At 71.9% G+C, this 15,544-nt stretch carries 15 protein-coding genes; 9 read left to right on the plus strand and 6 right to left on the minus strand.

The genetic code is table 11. The annotated features are described in order from the left end of the window. The first annotated feature begins 25 nt into the window (after positions 1 to 25). Positions 26 to 1,705 (plus strand): murein biosynthesis integral membrane protein MurJ, encoded by a 1,680-nt coding sequence (gene murJ, locus ACWC9T_RS32835; RefSeq protein WP_449824698.1) that lies wholly within the window; start codon positions 26 to 28, stop codon positions 1,703 to 1,705. Here the strand turns inward: murJ and ACWC9T_RS32840 are convergent. Then, on the minus strand, positions 1,702 to 2,919 hold the full coding sequence (locus ACWC9T_RS32840; protein WP_449824699.1) for a phosphotransferase family protein: 1,218 nt from the start codon (positions 2,917 to 2,919) through the stop codon (positions 1,702 to 1,704). The genes murJ and ACWC9T_RS32840 overlap by 4 nt on opposite strands. A gap of 110 nt (positions 2,920 to 3,029) precedes the next feature. Here ACWC9T_RS32840 and ACWC9T_RS32845 point away from each other — a divergent pair, with 110 nt between their 5' ends. Further along, positions 3,030 to 3,761 carry an MBL fold metallo-hydrolase gene (locus tag ACWC9T_RS32845; RefSeq protein WP_449824700.1) on the plus strand — a complete coding sequence of 244 codons (732 nt, stop codon included), beginning with the start codon at positions 3,030 to 3,032 and terminating at the stop codon, positions 3,759 to 3,761. Here the strand turns inward: ACWC9T_RS32845 and ACWC9T_RS32850 are convergent. From ACWC9T_RS32850 to ACWC9T_RS32865, 4 genes are all read right to left on the minus strand, one after another. Beyond that, a complete protein-coding gene (locus ACWC9T_RS32850) occupies positions 3,758 to 4,159 on the minus strand; it encodes a tautomerase family protein (RefSeq protein ID WP_449824701.1) in 402 nt (133 codons plus the stop codon). The two genes, ACWC9T_RS32845 and ACWC9T_RS32850, sit on opposite strands and share 4 nt — an antisense overlap. A gap of 78 nt (positions 4,160 to 4,237) precedes the next feature. Then, positions 4,238 to 4,684 carry a hypothetical protein gene (locus ACWC9T_RS32855; RefSeq protein WP_449824702.1) on the minus strand — a complete coding sequence of 149 codons (447 nt, stop codon included), beginning with the start codon at positions 4,682 to 4,684 and terminating at the stop codon, positions 4,238 to 4,240. A 28-nt stretch (positions 4,685 to 4,712) separates the two neighbouring features. Further along, positions 4,713 to 5,582 carry a PhzF family phenazine biosynthesis protein gene (locus ACWC9T_RS32860; RefSeq protein WP_449824703.1) on the minus strand — a complete coding sequence of 290 codons (870 nt, stop codon included), beginning with the start codon at positions 5,580 to 5,582 and terminating at the stop codon, positions 4,713 to 4,715. Positions 5,583 to 5,647: 65 nt separating this feature from the next. Continuing rightward, positions 5,648 to 6,745 (minus strand): DUF5937 family protein, encoded by a 1,098-nt coding sequence (locus ACWC9T_RS32865; RefSeq protein ID WP_449824704.1) that lies wholly within the window; start codon positions 6,743 to 6,745, stop codon positions 5,648 to 5,650. A gap of 205 nt (positions 6,746 to 6,950) precedes the next feature. Between ACWC9T_RS32865 and ACWC9T_RS32870 the strand changes: the two genes are divergently transcribed. The 5 genes from ACWC9T_RS32870 (at position 6,951) to ACWC9T_RS32890 (ending at position 11,645) form a co-directional block, all read left to right on the plus strand. After that, positions 6,951 to 8,237 carry an MFS transporter gene (locus ACWC9T_RS32870; protein WP_449824705.1) on the plus strand — a complete coding sequence of 429 codons (1,287 nt, stop codon included), beginning with the start codon at positions 6,951 to 6,953 and terminating at the stop codon, positions 8,235 to 8,237. A gap of 27 nt (positions 8,238 to 8,264) precedes the next feature. Further along, the gene (locus tag ACWC9T_RS32875; RefSeq protein ID WP_449824706.1) at positions 8,265 to 8,828 is read left to right on the plus strand and encodes a hypothetical protein; all 564 of its coding nucleotides are present in this window, start codon (positions 8,265 to 8,267) and stop codon (positions 8,826 to 8,828) included. 133 nt (positions 8,829 to 8,961) lie between these two features. Continuing rightward, positions 8,962 to 9,765 carry an MBL fold metallo-hydrolase gene (locus tag ACWC9T_RS32880; RefSeq protein ID WP_449824707.1) on the plus strand — a complete coding sequence of 268 codons (804 nt, stop codon included), beginning with the start codon at positions 8,962 to 8,964 and terminating at the stop codon, positions 9,763 to 9,765. A 7-nt stretch (positions 9,766 to 9,772) separates the two neighbouring features. Next, on the plus strand, positions 9,773 to 10,204 hold the full coding sequence (locus ACWC9T_RS32885) for a nuclear transport factor 2 family protein (RefSeq protein ID WP_449824708.1): 432 nt from the start codon (positions 9,773 to 9,775) through the stop codon (positions 10,202 to 10,204). Positions 10,205 to 10,322: 118 nt separating this feature from the next. Continuing rightward, positions 10,323 to 11,645, plus strand: coding sequence for an NAD(P)/FAD-dependent oxidoreductase (locus ACWC9T_RS32890; protein WP_449824709.1), 1,323 nt, complete (start codon positions 10,323 to 10,325; stop codon positions 11,643 to 11,645). Positions 11,646 to 11,735: 90 nt separating this feature from the next. On the opposite strand, the gene ACWC9T_RS32895 is transcribed toward ACWC9T_RS32890, so the two are convergent. Further along, positions 11,736 to 12,071: a group II intron maturase-specific domain-containing protein gene (locus ACWC9T_RS32895; RefSeq protein ID WP_449824710.1), complete on the minus strand. Its 336-nt coding sequence runs from the start codon at positions 12,069 to 12,071 to the stop codon at positions 11,736 to 11,738. Between the two features lie 1,243 nt (positions 12,072 to 13,314). On the opposite strand from ACWC9T_RS32895, the gene ACWC9T_RS32900 reads away from it, so the two are divergent. Continuing rightward, on the plus strand, positions 13,315 to 13,575 hold the full coding sequence (locus tag ACWC9T_RS32900) for a hypothetical protein (RefSeq protein WP_449824711.1): 261 nt from the start codon (positions 13,315 to 13,317) through the stop codon (positions 13,573 to 13,575). Positions 13,576 to 14,214: 639 nt separating this feature from the next. Next, positions 14,215 to 15,480 (plus strand): IS110 family transposase, encoded by a 1,266-nt coding sequence (locus ACWC9T_RS32905; protein WP_449824712.1) that lies wholly within the window; start codon positions 14,215 to 14,217, stop codon positions 15,478 to 15,480. Positions 15,481 to 15,544: the final 64 nt, after the last annotated feature.

A 15,544-nucleotide genomic window follows, 5' to 3' on the forward strand; every position in this document is an offset into this window, starting at 1 on the left:
GGGTTTCGAATCGTAGATTGTGCCCATGACCGAGGAGACATCACCCGAGAAGTCAGCGCGATCGACGGTGCCACGCAGGCGCCATGCCGCCCCCGCGCGGGCCGCCGCCGGTGGCGTGCTGCGGTCGTCCGCGCTGATGGCCGCCGGGACGGTGGTCTCGCGCGCCACCGGACTGATCCGCCAGGTGCTCCAGGCCGCGGCACTGGGCACCGGGCTGCTGGCCACCACCTACAACCAGGCCAACACGGTGCCCACCAGCCTGTACTTCCTGCTGATCGGCGGCGCGCTGAACTCCGTCCTGGTCCCCCAACTGGTCCGGGCCCGAACAGAGGATCCCGACGGCGGGGCCGCCTTCGAACAGCGCCTGGTCACCCTCGTGCTGTGCGTTCTGGGCGTCGGCAGCGCGCTGGCCACCTTGGCCGCTCCCGAGATCATCGGCATCTACCAACACGACACCCCCGCCACCCACGACGCGTTCGAGCTGACCGTGGTCTTCGCCCGCTTCCTGCTCCCGCAGATATTCTTCTACGGCGTGTTCAGCATCTTCGGACAGACCCTCAACGCCCGGAACCGGTTCGGGGCGATGATGTGGACCCCGGTCCTGAACAACATCGTGCTGATCACGATGTTCGGCCTGTACCTCGGCATGATGACGGCCCCGGCAAAGGTCTCGGACATCACCGGTGCCCAGGTCCGGCTGCTCGGCATCGGAACCACGCTCGCCCTGGCCCTCCAGGCACTCGCCCTGATCCCGTACGCTCGCGCGGCCGGCTTCTGCCTGCGACCGCGCTTCGACTGGCGGGGCACCGGCCTGCGCAAAAGCGTGAGCGCGGCGCGCTGGACCCTGCTGTACGTCCTGGCCAACCTCGTGGCGAGCACCGTGGTCACCCGCCTGGCCTCCGCCGCGGACGCCGCCCTGCCCACCGACGGGGTCGGCTACACCGCCTACAGCTACGCCCAGCAGATCTGGATGCTCCCCCAGTCGATCGTCACGGTCTCCCTCATCACCGTGCTCCTCCCGCGGATGAGCCGGGCGGTCGCCGAGCACCGTCTCCACGACCTGCGCGCCGATCTCTCCCAGGCGCTCCGGGTCAGCGGCGTCATCATCGTCCCGGCGGCGTTCTTCTTCGCCGCCTTCGGCCCGCAGGTCGCGCAGCTGCTGTTCGCCCACGGAGCCGCCGACGCCGCAGCAACCGTCCCCCTGGGCCACATGCTGCAGGCCTTCGGCCTGGGGCTGATCCCGTTCTCAGCCCAGTACCTCCTGCTGCGCGGCTTCTACGCCTTCGAGGACACCCGCACGCCGTTCCGCATGGCGCTGTGGATCAGCGGCATCAACATCGCTCTGGCCGTCGCCTGCCATCAACTGCTGTCCCCCCGGTGGGCGGTCACCGGGATGGCCGCCGCCTACGCCCTGTCCTACGCCATCGGCCTGTTCCTCACAGCCCTGCGACTCCGGCGCCGCACCGGGGGACTCCTCGACGGCAGGCGGATCTGCCGCACCTACGCCAAGCTGACCACGGCCGCCGCCGGAGCCGGGACCGCCGGCTGGCTCATCGCCCGCGCCTGCAGCCACGGCCCGGCACCGACCTCCTGGATACCGGCCGTCCCGCTGGCCGCGGGCGGCATCGCGATGGCGCTGCTGTTCCTCCTCTTCGCACGACTTCTGCGCGTCGGGGAACTGCGCGGCCTGCCGATCAGGCCTTAGCTGCTCTGCGCCCACTCCAGGACGGCACGCAGCTGCGCGGCTGGGTCGCCCTCGTGGTAGGGGCGTTCGCTGGGCTCGATGTGATCCAGGAACTCCTGGTAGCGCAGCGCGTAGGACAGGTGGTAGAGGGGCTCGGCGAGTTCCAGTGCCCGGTGCGGGTCCGAGCCGGGGGCGTGCTGCTGCCAGGCGTTCGTCCAGACCCGGGAATGGTGCTGCCAGGCCGCAGGGGTGAGGTAGGCGCGGGGGCGCAGGCCGTCCAGGGCGGGGTGGCCGAGGCAGGCGTCGGCGTAGTCGACGACGACCGAAGTCGTACCGTCGGAGCGCCAGTTGCCGGGGTGGAAGTCGCCGTGCACCAGGGTCTCCGGGAGGCCGCAGGCAGCCAGCCGGTCCAGCAGCTCGGGGAGGTTCTCGGCGGCGAAGGCGCGGAGGCGATCCAGTTCCTCGGGCGTCAGGTCGGTCTCGGTGGGGAGCCGCTCCAGCAGCGTCCTCAGCTGCGCGAGCAGCGCGCCGGGCGTACGGTCGCGCAGACCGGCGAGGGCGGCTCGGCGGTCGGCGAGTGTCGCCTGGGCGGCCACCAGGCGGGGGACGACGTCGGCGACAATGGCGGCGGACGGGCTCCAGCAGTCCTCGCCGGGGACGTGGTCGAGCATCAGCCGTCCGCCCGCCGGGTCTGCGGCGAGGACGGTCGGGACGAGGGACGGGTCGACGCCGTCGAGCAGCGCGATGACCTCGCCCTCACGGGCGTTGAAGGCCGGGGTGGTGCTCTTCAGCCACACGTCGGTGCCGCCAGCGGTCGGGAGACGGACGAGACCGGAGAGGTTCCAGGTCCGGATCTGCTGCGCAGGGCCGACAGTTGGGCGACCGAGCGCCGCCAGCTCCGCCTCCGCCCAGGCCAGGGCCTCCCGCAGGCCCTCCGGCGTCGCCCAGGCCGCGCGCAGTGGGTCGGGGGCGATCAGTGCGGCCGTTTCGCCGTCCAGGGGGCGGGAGTCGAGTGCCGTCGGCCGCCGCACCGCCTCGGCGTGGTAGCGGACCAGGCCGCCGTGGCCCGGGTCCTCACTGTGCCCGTCGACCAGCCGCGCCACGAGCACCGGCACCCCGGCCAGCTCGGTCGCCCGGGTGACCACCCCGTCGACGGAGGACCACCAGCCGAGCTCCACCTCGAACGGGCCCAACTGTCCGAAGCACTCGTTCCCGTAGGTGAGATCGACCGTCACGGACCGACTGTTCGCTCGCTGCATCCGGGCAGCTTCACCCACCGGGGCATCCGGACGCGAACGATTTTCCGGCGCGACCGACGCCTGCGGGCACGTGAGATCATCGGCCGGTGCGCAGACTGACGATACTGGGAACGTGTGGCGCCTGGCCCGAGGCCGGGCGGGGTGCCAGCGGCTTCCTGGTGGAGTACGACGGGTTCCGGGTGGCACTGGACCTCGGTTATGCGACCTTCCCCCGGCTGCAGGAGCACTGCGGTGCCGAGCAGTTGGACGCCGTGGTGATCACCCACGAGCACCCCGACCACTGCGCGGACCTCAGCGCGCTGTGCCGTGCCCGCTACTTCGCGGAGCAGCGCGGCGCCCGGCTGCCGCTGTACTGCCCGCCCGGGGTGCTCGCCCGGGTGCAGGCGATGGAACCGACCGAGGACCTCCTCGACGTCTTCGACCTCCACCCGCTCCCCGCCGGAAGCCACCAACTCGGGTCGTTCCGGCTCGACTCCGCACTGTTGCCGCATCATGTCCCGCACGCGGGCGTGCGGTTGACCGCGCCGGGCCTCACCCTCGTCTACAGCGGCGACGCCGGACCAGCCGAGGAACTTACCCAACTCGCCGCAGACGCCGACCTGTTCATCGCCGGAGCCACCCTCCACGGCCCGGACCGCGACCCCCTCCTGCTGAGCACCGCCGAAGCCGGAGCCTGGGCCACCCGCGCCCGCGCGAAGCGCCTGCTCCTCACCCACTTCTGGCCCGGCAGCGACCGCACCCGGTGGGCGGCGGAGGCCGCGAGCGGCTTCGCGGGCGAGGTGGTCGCGGCCGAGGAGGGCATGGTGCTCCCCCTCTAGCGCTTCGGAGCGGCGGACGGGGCGTACTGGGCCAGGCCGTTGCCGAGGGACCAGTCGATCGACGCGTTCTCGGTGAGCGTGACGAACACGTTCCGCGGCTCGGTGCCCGCGTACTGCTCGGCGAGTTCGGCGATCCGCCGGTACAACGCCCGCTTCTGGTCGGGGGTCCGGCCGGCGCGCAGGGTGATCGCGATGTAGACGATGCCCTCGTCGCGGTGCACGCCGAGGTAATCGCCGTAGCGCAGCGTGCTGTTGGCGCCGTCGTGGCCGACCAGCACCTGGAAGTTGTCCTCCGGCGGGATGCCGATGGTGTCCATCAGGGCCTCGTGCACCGCGCGGCCGAGCGCGTCCAGCCGTGCGGCGTCGGCTCGCAGTGCGTCGATCCGGACAAAGGGCATCTCGGCTTCCTCTCCGTCGGTCGGCAGGACTGATTCACTCGCCCACGTCTGTACATACTAGTGGGTACAGGAGCCCGTTCAGCCGCCCGCCGACGCATAGAGGCTGTGCAGCACCCATCCGTCCGCCGCCGACTGACGACGCGTGAAGACCGCGGAGACGTCGGACTCTGTCAGGACGGCGGCCTGATCGTCGAAGGTCAGCGCCTCGTCGTGGCCCCAGGCACAGCCGAGCCTGCCGAGTCCGTCGAACACGGCCGCGCGGCTCAGGTCTTCGACCCGCTCCCCGGCCGCCGGTCCCAGCCAGGAGGGGGGCGAGAAGCAGCCGTCCACCGAGTCGAAGCCCAGCAGCCGCACCGTCCGGTCGGGGCCGACCCATAGTTCCAGGCTGCCGTCCTTGAACGGCGACGACGTAGGCCCGGCCAGGCCCAGCAGCCGGTCCGCCTCCGAGCCCGGCATGCCGAGCCGGAGCGGGCCGATCCGGCCGGTGGCCGCGAAGGACAACATGGATTCCAAGAGCGTGGTCACCGGCCGGAGGCTACCGCGAAGCCGCGTTCTACGGGATCGCCACCGCCGTGCCGGAGACCCGTACCCGGGTGTCCTCCGCGCTCAGCTCGACCCGCAGCACGCCCGGGCGGCCGAGGTCCTCGCCCTGGTGCAGCGTCAGCACGACCGGGGCGGTCACCGCGCCCTGCTCGCGCAGGTAGGCGCCGAAGGCAGCGGCCGCGGCGCCGGTGGCCGGGTCCTCGACGACACCGCCGACCGGGAAGGGGTCGCGGACGTGGAAGACCTCGGTGGCCTCGCGCCAGGCGAGTTGCAGGGTGGTCAGGTCGCGGGCGCGCATGTAGGCGGCCAGCCCGTCGAAGTCGTAGTCGAGTCGGGCCAGGCGGGAGCGGGTGCCGGCGGCGAGGACCAGGTGCCGGGCGCCGGCGTAGGCGATCCGCGGGGGCAGGGCCGGGTCGAGGTCGGCGGCCGACCAGCCGAGCAGGGCGAGCGCCTCCGCGATGTCGGCTTCCGACACCTCCTCGGTCTTCGGCTCGACGCTGGTGAGGGTCGCCCGCAGCAGGCCGTCGGTGCCGCGCTCGACCTCGACCGGGACGTCACCGGCCGCCGTCGTGAACACGTACCGCCCGGGGCCGGTCCGCTCGGCCAGTGCCACGGCGGAGGCGACGGTCGCGTGACCGCAGAACGGAACCTCGGCGAGCGGGCTGAAGTACCGTACGCCGTAGGAGCCTTGGAGATCCCCCGCCGCGAGGAAGGCGGTCTCGGAGTACCCGAGCTCGGCGGCGATCGCGAGCATCCGCTCGTCGGTCAGTCCGGTGGCGTCGAGCACCACGCCGGCCGGATTTCCGCCCTCGGGGCGGGTGGAGAAGGCGGCGTAACGGAGGATCCCGGGCAGGGCAGCAGCGGCAGCGTCGTCGGTCATGATCGGACGAACGAGTTCCGGGCAACTCCGGTTCCCGTCGGTACGACTGTTCCCGTCGCGACGACTCACCGCAGCAGCGCCTCCAGGAAGTCCGAGCCGAGCCGGGCGCTGCCTGCCAGGTCGAGCTGGTAGAGCATGTACCTTCCGCGCCGCTCGGTGATGAGCAGCCCGGCCTTGCGCAGCACGGCCAGGTGGCGGGAGACCTCGGGGGCGCTGAGCTGCCAGGCGGTGGCGAGTTCGCCGGTGGTGTGTGGGCCGCGGGCGATGGTACGGGCGAGGCGCAGCCGGATCGGGTGGGCGAGGGCCTCCAGGCGCTGCTGGACGAGGGCGAGCGAGACGGGCTCGGCCACCCCGGCCTCGGCGATGGGGTACTGGAGGACGGGCCGCCAGCCGTAGGCGTACACGGCCAGCAGGTGGGGGCGGCCGAAGACGGTGGGGATGAAGGTGACGCCCCCGGCGGCGGTGCCGCTGGTGGTGCTGTCCTGGAGCTTGTCGATGACGATCCGTCGCCGCCCGTCGCTGCCCTGGTCGAGGCTGACGGAGGGCGAGAGGTCTCCGACGGCCTCGGCGAGGCCGCGGCGGGCGAGCAGGTCGGCCTTGCGCCGGGCGTCGGCGGCGAGGTCGGGCAGGACGCGCCGCCAGGCGTCGGCGAAGAACGCGGACTCGCAGTCCTCCAGCATCCGCCGCACCAGGGCCCGGACGGTGGGCGGGTCGGCGAGCAGTCGGTCGGCGAAGGCGGCCTGCCGGGGGCCGCGGGCGAGGGCGAGGTCGCGGGCCCGCTCGTTGGCGACGGCGTCGGTGAGCGGGGAGGCCATCGGGCGGGTGAACCGGGAGGCGCCGCAGGTGGTGACGAGGGCACCGGCGACGAACTGCTCGTCGTCGATCCGGTCGACGGCGTCGAGTTCCTCGGCGAGGGTGGCGCCGGGCAGGCCGGGGACGAGGAAGTCGGCGCGCGAGGAGCGCCAGAGGAAGTCGGCCTCCAGCAGCCGCTCGGACAGCTCCGGCGGGATCGTCGCGGCGGTGCAGCTCACCCAGCCGTGCAGCGCGGGGTGGTGCGCGGGCTCGGCGAGCACGTGCAGCATGGCGTTCAGCTCGGCGAGCGGGGACGGCGAGAAGAGCAGGCGGTCCTCGGGCAGGCCCGTGATGTCGATGGTCACACTCATGCGCCCACCTCTCCCCCAGCCTCCGGCCGGGGGTACCCCCACCGCTCGGCAGGGGCATTCGCCCACACGCCCCTCTTGATGGTTCGCTCGCTTCGCTCACTCACGCCCGAGATCCTGCCACCGTCCCTGAACCCGACCCGCGTCGATTGACGCTAACCGTCAATCGACGTGCCGGGCGCCCCCACCAGGGCAGACCGTACCGGCCATGAGTGTGACCCAGGAGAAGTCCGTCCATGACCACGCCGCCGCCCGCAACGGCGAGCGGCCCGCCCTTCCGATCGGTACCGGCCGCGGTGGCCCGTCCGCGCTGCTGAGCCTGATCACGGCCGCCGGTGGTCCCCGGTACGCGCTGGCGCTGGCGGTGGACGCGGTGGGCGGCGGGATGCTGCGTCCGTTCCTGCTGCTGTTCGGCGTCGAGGTGCTGCACCTGCGTGCCGGGGCCGTCGGGTTGGCGCTGTCGGCCGGGATGGTGGCCGGTCTGCTGGTGGTACCGCTGACCGGTCGTTGGATCGACCGCGGCGCCCGCACCCTGCCCGCCGCGGTGACGCTGGTGTTGCGGGCGGCGGGCGCGCTCACCCTTCTCACGGCTGACGAGCTGGCGCTGTTCACGCTGGCGGCCGTGCTGTTCGGGGTGGGCAGCCAGTCCTGGCCGACCACCCACGCCGCCGTGGTGAGCACGCTGACCGAGGGACGGCTGCGGGACGCCGCGCTGGCCGCCGGGCGGTCGGTGCGCAACGCCGGTCTGGGCGCGGGCGCACTGCTGGCCACGGTGGCGGTGGCGGGCGGTGCGGACGCGATCCGGGTGCTGGCCGGGGTGACGGGCGTGGCCTGCCTGGTCGCCGCCGTGCTGGTGGGGTCGCTGCGGGTTCGGGCACCGCAGAAGGTCGCCGAGCGGGCGAGGAACACCGGGGCGACGGACGAGCCGCTGCGCCGGATCACCCTGCTGAGCCTCGCCAATCTGCCGTACGCCTTCTGCTTCGACGTGCTGGAGGTGGCCCTGCCCGCGCTGCTGGTACTGCAGCTGCACGCCTCCCCGGCCTGGTCCTCGGGGGTGTTCGTGGGCAACACCGTGCTGGTGATCGCGCTGCAGCTGGCGCTGGTGCTGCGGCTGGCGAACCGCTCGCGGCGGGGCGTGCTGGCGGCGGCGGGGGCGGTGCTGGCGGTCTCCTACCTGGGGTTCTGGGCGGCCGGGTCGCTGGGCGGTACGCCGGGGGCGGCGGGCATCGCGGTGGTGTCCGTGCTGTACACGCTGGGCGAGATCCTCTACGGCGGCTCGGGTACGGCCCTGGTGACGGCCTCGGCCCCGTCGCACCTGCTCGGGCGGGCGCTGGCGCGTTGGGAGCTGTCCAGCGGGGTCGGCCGGGCGGCGGCGCCGGCGGTGCTGACGGCATTGCTGGCCACCGGGCCCGGGTTGCTGTGGGCCTGCCTCGCCGTCACCACGGCGGTCGGGGCGCTGGCGGTGTTGCGGCTGGGACCGGCCGAGTCCGAGTAGCCCGAGCCGAATGGGATGATCACCAGCATGGCCCTCACCCCGTTCCAGCAGCAGCTCCACGACCGGATCACCGCCGCCACCGAGGTGACGGCACCGCCGAGGCCCTGGCGGTCCGTCGGCCGGGGCCTGATCCCGGTCGGCGCGCTACAGGGCATCGGCTTCGCCGTCCACCCGGAGACCGGACACGACCTGGTGCTGACGGTCTCCAGCAGCGGGCACGGCCTGTTCGACGCGGTGACCGGCGAGAAGCTGGAGCGCGAGTACGACCCCGAGGAGGACCCGACCGGTCCGGACCTCTCCTGCCCCGGCATCGGCCCGGTCGCGGACCTCAGGATCCCGGTGGCCGGGATGTGGGGCGGCGGCCTGCACAACGGGGCCGCGGGCGGCTGGGGCGTCGAGGTGATCTCCCCGGAGTGGCCGAGCCACCGCGTCCTGCTGACGGCCGGTCCCTGGAGCGGCGAGCACGGCACGGCCTGGTGGCACGTCTTCCACGCGAGCTGGTCCGAGTTCCGTGCCGCCGGCTTCTCCCCCACTGGCCGCACCCTCGCGGTGGCCACCAGCAGCGACCTCACGCTCTGGACCCGGCACTAGGGCCTGTCCGGCGGATGTTGTCGCGGGCCCGGCAAGATCCGCCGGACAGGCCCTCGCATTCCGGATGCGGACCGGGCACCCACCGCCGATGCTTGCGACGAGGCGTGCCCGGCCCGAGGAAGGACTCCATAGCATGAGCGCACTCGAGTTCGAGATCATCGACAGCCCCGACAGCTCGCTCAACAAGACCTCCGTCCTGGTCACCGGACCGAACGACGCCATGCTGGTGGACGCCGGGTTCACCCGCTCCGACGGGCGCCGCCTGGTCGAGCAGGTCCGCGCCAGCGGCAAGCGGCTGACCACCGTCTTCGTCAGCCACGGCGACCCGGACTTCTACTTCGGCGCCCAGGAGGTCCAGGACGCCTTCCCGCAGGCCCGCTTCCTGGCCTCCGCCACCACCGTCGAGCACATCCAGGAGACCTTCGACGCCAAACTGCGCGCCTGGTCCCACCTGGGCCCCGAGCTGCCCACCCGGCTGGTCCGGCCCGAGGTGCTGCCGGGGGACGAGATCGTCTTCGAGGGCCACCGGTTCGAGCTGCGCGGCGCCGACTTCCACCTGCCCGACCGGCACTACCTGTGGCAGCACCACCACCGCGCGGTGCTCGGCGGGGTGCTGCTCTTCGAGGGCCTGCACGTGTGGACGGCCGACACCCCCTCGTCCGCTCAACGCGCCGCCTGGATCGACCTACTGGACGGCATGGAGGCGCTCCACCCGACCTGGGTGGCGGCCGGCCACCGGGTCGCCGACGCGCCCACCGACCTGAACGCCATCGACCACACCCGCGCCTACCTGCGCGCCTTCGAGACCGAGCTCGGCCGGGCCGCCGACGCGGCCGCCGCCAAGGAGGCGCTGGAGCGGCGCTTCCCGGAGCTGGGGCTGCTGATCGCGGTCGACCTCGGCACCAAGGTCGCCATGGGCGAGATGGCTTGGGGCTGAGCGCGCGATGATCGAGATCCCCCGGGACGTCGCCGCCTTCGCCGAGTCCGCCACCCCCGCCGACGTGGTCCGCCGCCAGTACCTGGCCTCCGCCCGGGGCGACCTGTCCGCGCTGCGCGCCACCCTCGCCGAGGACGTCGAGTGGACCGAGATGGCCGGCTTCCCGCAGGCCGGCACCCACCGCACCCCGAAGGTCGTCACCGCCAACGTCATGGAGCGCCTGGCCGCCGAATGGGACAACTGGACGGCGCACGACGACACCTACGTGGTGGACGGCGAGAACGTCGTCGTCCTGGCCCGCTACACGGCCGTCCACAAGGGCACCGGAAAGCCGCTCGCGGTCCGGGTGGCCCACCACTTCACCGTGCGCGGCGGCCGGATCGTCCGCTTCGAGCAGTTCACCGACACCGCCCTGGTCAGGGACGCGATGACCGCGTAGGCCCGCACGTTCACCCGAACGGGCGAGCATGACGCGGCGCGCCCGTCGCGGTCTCGACAGGCCACCCGTGCGGCGGCAGGCTGACCCGTGGTCTGCGGCGGAGAGCAAGGAGTTGATCATGGCGGGCACGGCTGGCACGACCGGAACGGGCGGCGCGACCGGAGCGGCCGACGGGCGTGAGCGTCCGATCGTGATCGTCGGGGCGTCCCTGGGCGGCGCCAAGGCGGCGGAGGCGCTGCGCGAGGCCGGGTACCGGGGCGGCATCGTCCTGATCGGTGAGGAGCACGAGCGCCCGTACGAGCGGCCCCCGCTGTCCAAGGGCTACCTGCTCGGCAAGGAGTCCCGGGAGAAGATCTACGTCCACCCGCCGCAGTGGTACGCCGAGCACGACGTCACACTGCGCCTGGGCACGGCAGTGGCCGCGATCGACCCGGCCGGGCACACCATCACCCTCGCCGACGACGGCCGGATCGAGTACGCCAAGCTGCTGCTTACCACCGGCTCGGTGCCGCGCCGGCTCCCCGTACCCGGCGCCGACCAGGACGGCGTGCTCTACCTGCGTCGGGTCGAGGACAGCGACCGGATCAAGGCGGCGCTGCGCCCCGGCGCCCGGATCGCGGTCATCGGCGCCGGCTGGATCGGCCTGGAGGTGGCGGCCGCCGCCCGCACGGCGGGCGCCGAGGTGACCGTCCTGGAGGCCATGGAGCTGCCGCTGCTGCGGGTGCTGGGCCGGGAGGTCGCCCAGGTCTTCGCCGACCTGCACCGCGACCACGGCGTGGACCTGCGCTTCGGCGTCCAGGTCAGCGAACTCACCGGCACCGGCGGCACCGTGAGCGGCGTGAAGCTCGGCGACGGCACCGAGGTGGCGGCCGACGCGGTGGTGATCGGCATCGGCATCTCCCCCGCCACCGAACTCGCCGAGGCGGCCGGGCTGGAAGTCGACAACGGCATCAAGACCGACCGGCAGCTGCGCACCTCGGACCCGGACGTCTACGCGGCCGGCGACGTCGCCAACGCCTTCCACCCGCTGTTCGCCCGGCACATCCGGGTCGAGCACTGGGCCAACGCCCTCAACCAGCCGCAGACCGCCGCCCGGGCGATGCTCGGGCAGCCGGACGCGGTCCACGACCGGGTCCCGTACTTCTTCACCGATGCCGAGTGGACACCTCGGCATCCTAACGAGCCGGTGGCGTCGCGGGACAAACTGAGCATGGAATACCTCGGCTACGTCGAGCCTGACGGCTACGACAGGGTCGTGTTCCGAGGGGACGTGAAGGCCAACGAGTTCATCGCGTTCTGGCTCTCCGGCGGCCGGGTGCTCGCCGGTATGAACATGAACCTCTGGGATGTCACCGACCCGATCCGCGAACTGATCGTCTCCAAGCGTGTGGTAGACGCCGACCGCCTGACGAACCCGAACGTCGCCCTCGGCGAGGTCTGAGACACGGCGAGAGCCCTGGTCGACCAGCAGCCAACCAAGGCCCCGTCCGTGCACCGCTGAGGATGCACACGGACGGGGCCGGTTCGGTGGTCAGGGCTCCATCCGGCAGGCGTACACACCCTCGGCGAGCAGGGAGAAACCGTGCCGTTCCCAGGCCCGGCGAAGCTTCTCCATCGCCTCCTCGTCCGGCCGCCGGACTGCGGGGTCCTCCGAGTCGTAGCTGCACGGCTCATCCGGCCCGTGGTCGTGGATCGGGGCCGGATAGCAGACGGCGAGCGCCCCGTCCAGTTTGCTGAAGGTCCATTTCGCCACGGCATGTCGGAAGTAGTTGGCCCATCCGCGCATGATCTGGGCAAGCCTGACCAGCACGGACGCGAAGTCCTGCTGCGATGTCTTGTGCGTCAGGGCACGGATCTTCGCCTTCACCGCCCGGACGGGCCGGTGCGCGATGAAGGTGTGGACGTACCACTGAGCGTGAGAATTCTACGGAGACTGCGGTGGCGGGCATCGGCTCGTCCTCGTCATCGGCGTCCCAGCAGTATTCGTCTTCGGTCCAGCCGGCCCTGCGCAACGGCCCGGTGAGGCGCTTCAGCAGCCGGCGGTGGTCGGCCGGCCAGGTCGGTGATGCGGGTGGCGGGGTTTCCACGGGTGCTGCGTTCTCCGGTGCGGCTGGATGGGGTGACGGTTGTCCGGCTGCTACGGCAGATCGTGATGGTGGACGGCTTCGGCCTTCTTCCGCAGCTCGCCGACGATCCTCCTCCATTTCCAGGCCCCTCGCCCGGACAGTAGCCCTCACCGGCCGGGTGCCAATCGGCAAGTTCGGCGAGCTGCACGGTAATCGCCTCGGCGTCGATCCGGGCATGCCCGCGCCATTCGGGGTCGACTTTCCGGGCGATAGCGTGGAGGCGGTGCGCGGCGCGGTAGTAGGACAGCTGGGTGTCGGTGAGTCGGCGCACCGCGTAGCCTCCGCACTTGCCGCACCAGTGGGAGTCGAGGCCGCCCCCTTCCGAGCAGGTCGGCGATGGTCAGCAGGTCGTCGTCCACCGCGACACCGCGCTCGTGGGAGTGCCTGCACATGGGAGAGTGCCCCTTGCCCTGGATCCGCGGGTTGGCGTTCGTCGTGTAGATCTGGGCCTCGGCGAGCACTCCGAGCGGGATGCCGCCGCCGCTTCGCCACCGCTCGCCGCTGACCGACTCGAACGGTTCGAGGTCGAGGGTGTCCTCGGCGAGCAGGCCATACCACACCGCGCTGGGCACCGCTCGCCGGTGGCCGTCCCTGTCGTCTCCGCCATCGAGGGTGCGCAGGTCGTGCACACCGCGGGCGAGGGCGAGAAGCCGCAGGTTGCGTTCCCTGTGTCCGTCGTGGGAGGCATGCCAGACGGCTCTCTGGTCGCCGTATTCCAGACCGAGTTCATTGCCGAAGTCTGGGGCGTCTGCGTCGCGGACGGCATCGGGCCGCATGTTCGCGCCGGGCTCGGGCCTGGCGCCGACGCGCTTCGCCCACGGTTCGATCAGGCTCGTCGGCAGGTCGGATGCGCCGGCGACGATCGCGCCCTGCCAACCATGGGCAAGCCCCGTTGCAGTTCTACAACGAGATCGCGGGCGTCCGCCCGATCCGCCTTGCCCCGACACCCGGCAGCACGAGCGCCACGACCGAGAAGGAAACCGCGTGACCGACCACCACGACACGGCCATCGCCCGGCCCGGCACCCCGGAGTACTGGCGGGACTGGGCCCTGAGCGCCGCCCAGCTCCTGGAACTCACCGAGGAGTTCTTCAACCGGGCCGGCAAGGACGTTCACCGGGCTTTGACGGACTTCCTCGCCGCTCGCGGCGAGCACCCCGTCACCGCCCCGGACGGTTTCACCGACGCTCTCGGCATCACCGTGCTGGCCATCCGCTCGAACGAAGCGGAGGGAGGAACGGCATGAGCGAGCTGGTCACCCACCGCATCCGGGCCACCGCCGCCAAGCTCGGCCGTCGTCCAGCAATCGCTACCTGCGACACCGCCGAGCCCCAGGCCGCAGCCATCAGCAGTCCTGGCCCGGATCGGGCACGACGTTCGGCACGAAGAGGCTCAGCCGGTAGGTGGTCGACTGCATCAGGCGTCCACAGAACGTGTCCATCCGCACCGCCGTCCAGTCGATCTGCGTGTCCGACGCTCGGAGACCGTCGCACCTCGTCCTGCTGCTGACGTCTTCTCTTCCGCTGCCCCGGCATCGACCCAGCATCGCTGGCCTCCACCAACGCCGCGAGGGCAAACACCACGTCGCCGCACTCGTCTGCCTCGCCCGCCGCCGCATCGACGTGCTCTTCGCCATGCTCAGAGACGGAATCCTCTACCAGGCGCCGGCAGCCTCAGCGGCTTGACGAAGTCCATAGGAGTCAGCCGTTCACCTGCGGATGACGCCTTGCCCGCGTGAAAATCGGTGCGGGGGCCGTCCGCTGACGCCGCATGATGTTTGGGCTTCGAGTCCGCATAGGAGTCTGGTGAGGCGGCCGCCCGAGGGACCACGCACTGTCGCCTTGAGCACGCCGTTCAGCTTCTCCGCCTCCCTCAGGCTCCCCGGATGGCCCCCGCCCTGGAGCGCGACAGCAAGGGAGGACAACCTGTGGAGGAGACGAGAGAAGACCAGGCCGACGGGGCAGTGGCCCGGGTCGCGGCGATCGACATCGCGAAAGCATCCGGGGTGGTCTGCATGCGGCTGCCGCACGAGGACCGCGAGGGCCGGTGGGTGCAGCAGGTCTGGACGGTGGCCTCGACCACCAACGCGGTCCTGGAGCTCGGCGACCGGCTGCTCTGCCAAGGCGTCCAGCGGGTGGTGATGGAAGCCACCGGCAACTACTGGAAGCCGTTCTTCTACCTCTTGGAGGCCCGCGGCCTGGAGTGCTGGCTGGTCAACGCCCGCGAGGTGAAAAACGTCCCGGGACGCCCGAAGACCGACAAGCTCGACGCGGTCTGGCTGGCCAAGCTCGCCGAGCGCGGCATGGTCCGCGCCTCGTTCGTGCCGCCGAAGCCGGTGCGCCAGCTGCGGGACCTCACCCGCACCCGCACCGCCTTCACGCAGGACCGCACCCGCCACAAGCACCGCGTCGAGAAGGCCCTCGAAGACGCCCAGATCAAGCTCTCCAGCGTGGTCTCCGACCTCTTCGGCGTCTCAGGCCGGGCGATGCTCAACGCCCTGGTCGCTGGCGAGCGCAACCCGCGTTCGCTCGCGGAGCTGGCCAGAGGCAGCCTGGTCAACAAGCGCGATGCCCTCGTCGAGGCACTGACCGGCCAGTTCGAGGACCACCACAGCCGTCTCCTGCGGATCCTGCTGGACACCGTCGACCACTTCACCCGGCAGATCTCCGAACTCGACCGGCACATCACCGCGCTTCTCAGCGAGCTGGCCGGCCCGGCCGCCGCTGCCGAGCACGACGACGCGCCAACCACCGCTGCCGGACGCCCCGGACCTGAGCTGGTCGAGCGCCTCGACGCCATTCCCGGAGTCGGAGCGGTCACCGCGCAGATCATCCTCGCCGAGATCGGCCTGGACATGAGCCGCTTCCCCAGCCCGGAGCACCTGGTCTCCTGGGCCAAGCTCTGCCCCCGGACCATTCAGTCCGGGACCAAGAACACCACCGGCCCAGCCGGCCGGGGAAATCCCTGGCTCAAGGGCGCCCTGGGCGAAGCGGCCAACGCCGCCGCCCGCACAGACACCTTCCTCGGCTCGCGCTACCGCCGGATCGTCAAACGCCGGGGCCACGCCAAGGCGCTGGTCGCCGTCGCCCGCTCGATCCTCGTCATAGCCTGGCACCTGATTGAGACTCCCCCGGGATGCGGGAGAAGCTGACAGCGGTTCAGATGGGGAGCATGGAAGGAAGCCCCACGATGGCCGCACCGATGAAGTACCCACT

It is taken from the genome of Kitasatospora sp. NPDC001159 (assembly GCF_053598235.1).

Bases quoted from the DNA above. Each gene is read 5' to 3' on its own strand.
- murJ (WP_449824698.1), top strand. From the start codon at position 26: ATGACCGAGGAGACATCACCCGAGAAGTCAGCGCGATCGACGGTGCCA.
- ACWC9T_RS32850 (WP_449824701.1), bottom strand. From the start codon at position 4,159: ATGCCCTTTGTCCGGATCGACGCACTGCGAGCCGACGCCGCACGGCTG.
- ACWC9T_RS32860 (WP_449824703.1), bottom strand. From the start codon at position 5,582: ATGACCGACGACGCTGCCGCTGCTGCCCTGCCCGGGATCCTCCGTTAC.
- ACWC9T_RS32865 (WP_449824704.1), bottom strand. From the start codon at position 6,745: ATGAGTGTGACCATCGACATCACGGGCCTGCCCGAGGACCGCCTGCTC.
- ACWC9T_RS32870 (WP_449824705.1), top strand. From the start codon at position 6,951: ATGAGTGTGACCCAGGAGAAGTCCGTCCATGACCACGCCGCCGCCCGC.
- ACWC9T_RS32875 (WP_449824706.1), top strand. From the start codon at position 8,265: ATGGCCCTCACCCCGTTCCAGCAGCAGCTCCACGACCGGATCACCGCC.
- ACWC9T_RS32880 (WP_449824707.1), top strand. From the start codon at position 8,962: ATGAGCGCACTCGAGTTCGAGATCATCGACAGCCCCGACAGCTCGCTC.
- ACWC9T_RS32885 (WP_449824708.1), top strand. From the start codon at position 9,773: ATGATCGAGATCCCCCGGGACGTCGCCGCCTTCGCCGAGTCCGCCACC.
- ACWC9T_RS32890 (WP_449824709.1), top strand. From the start codon at position 10,323: ATGGCGGGCACGGCTGGCACGACCGGAACGGGCGGCGCGACCGGAGCG.
- ACWC9T_RS32905 (WP_449824712.1), top strand. From the start codon at position 14,215: ATGGCCCCCGCCCTGGAGCGCGACAGCAAGGGAGGACAACCTGTGGAG.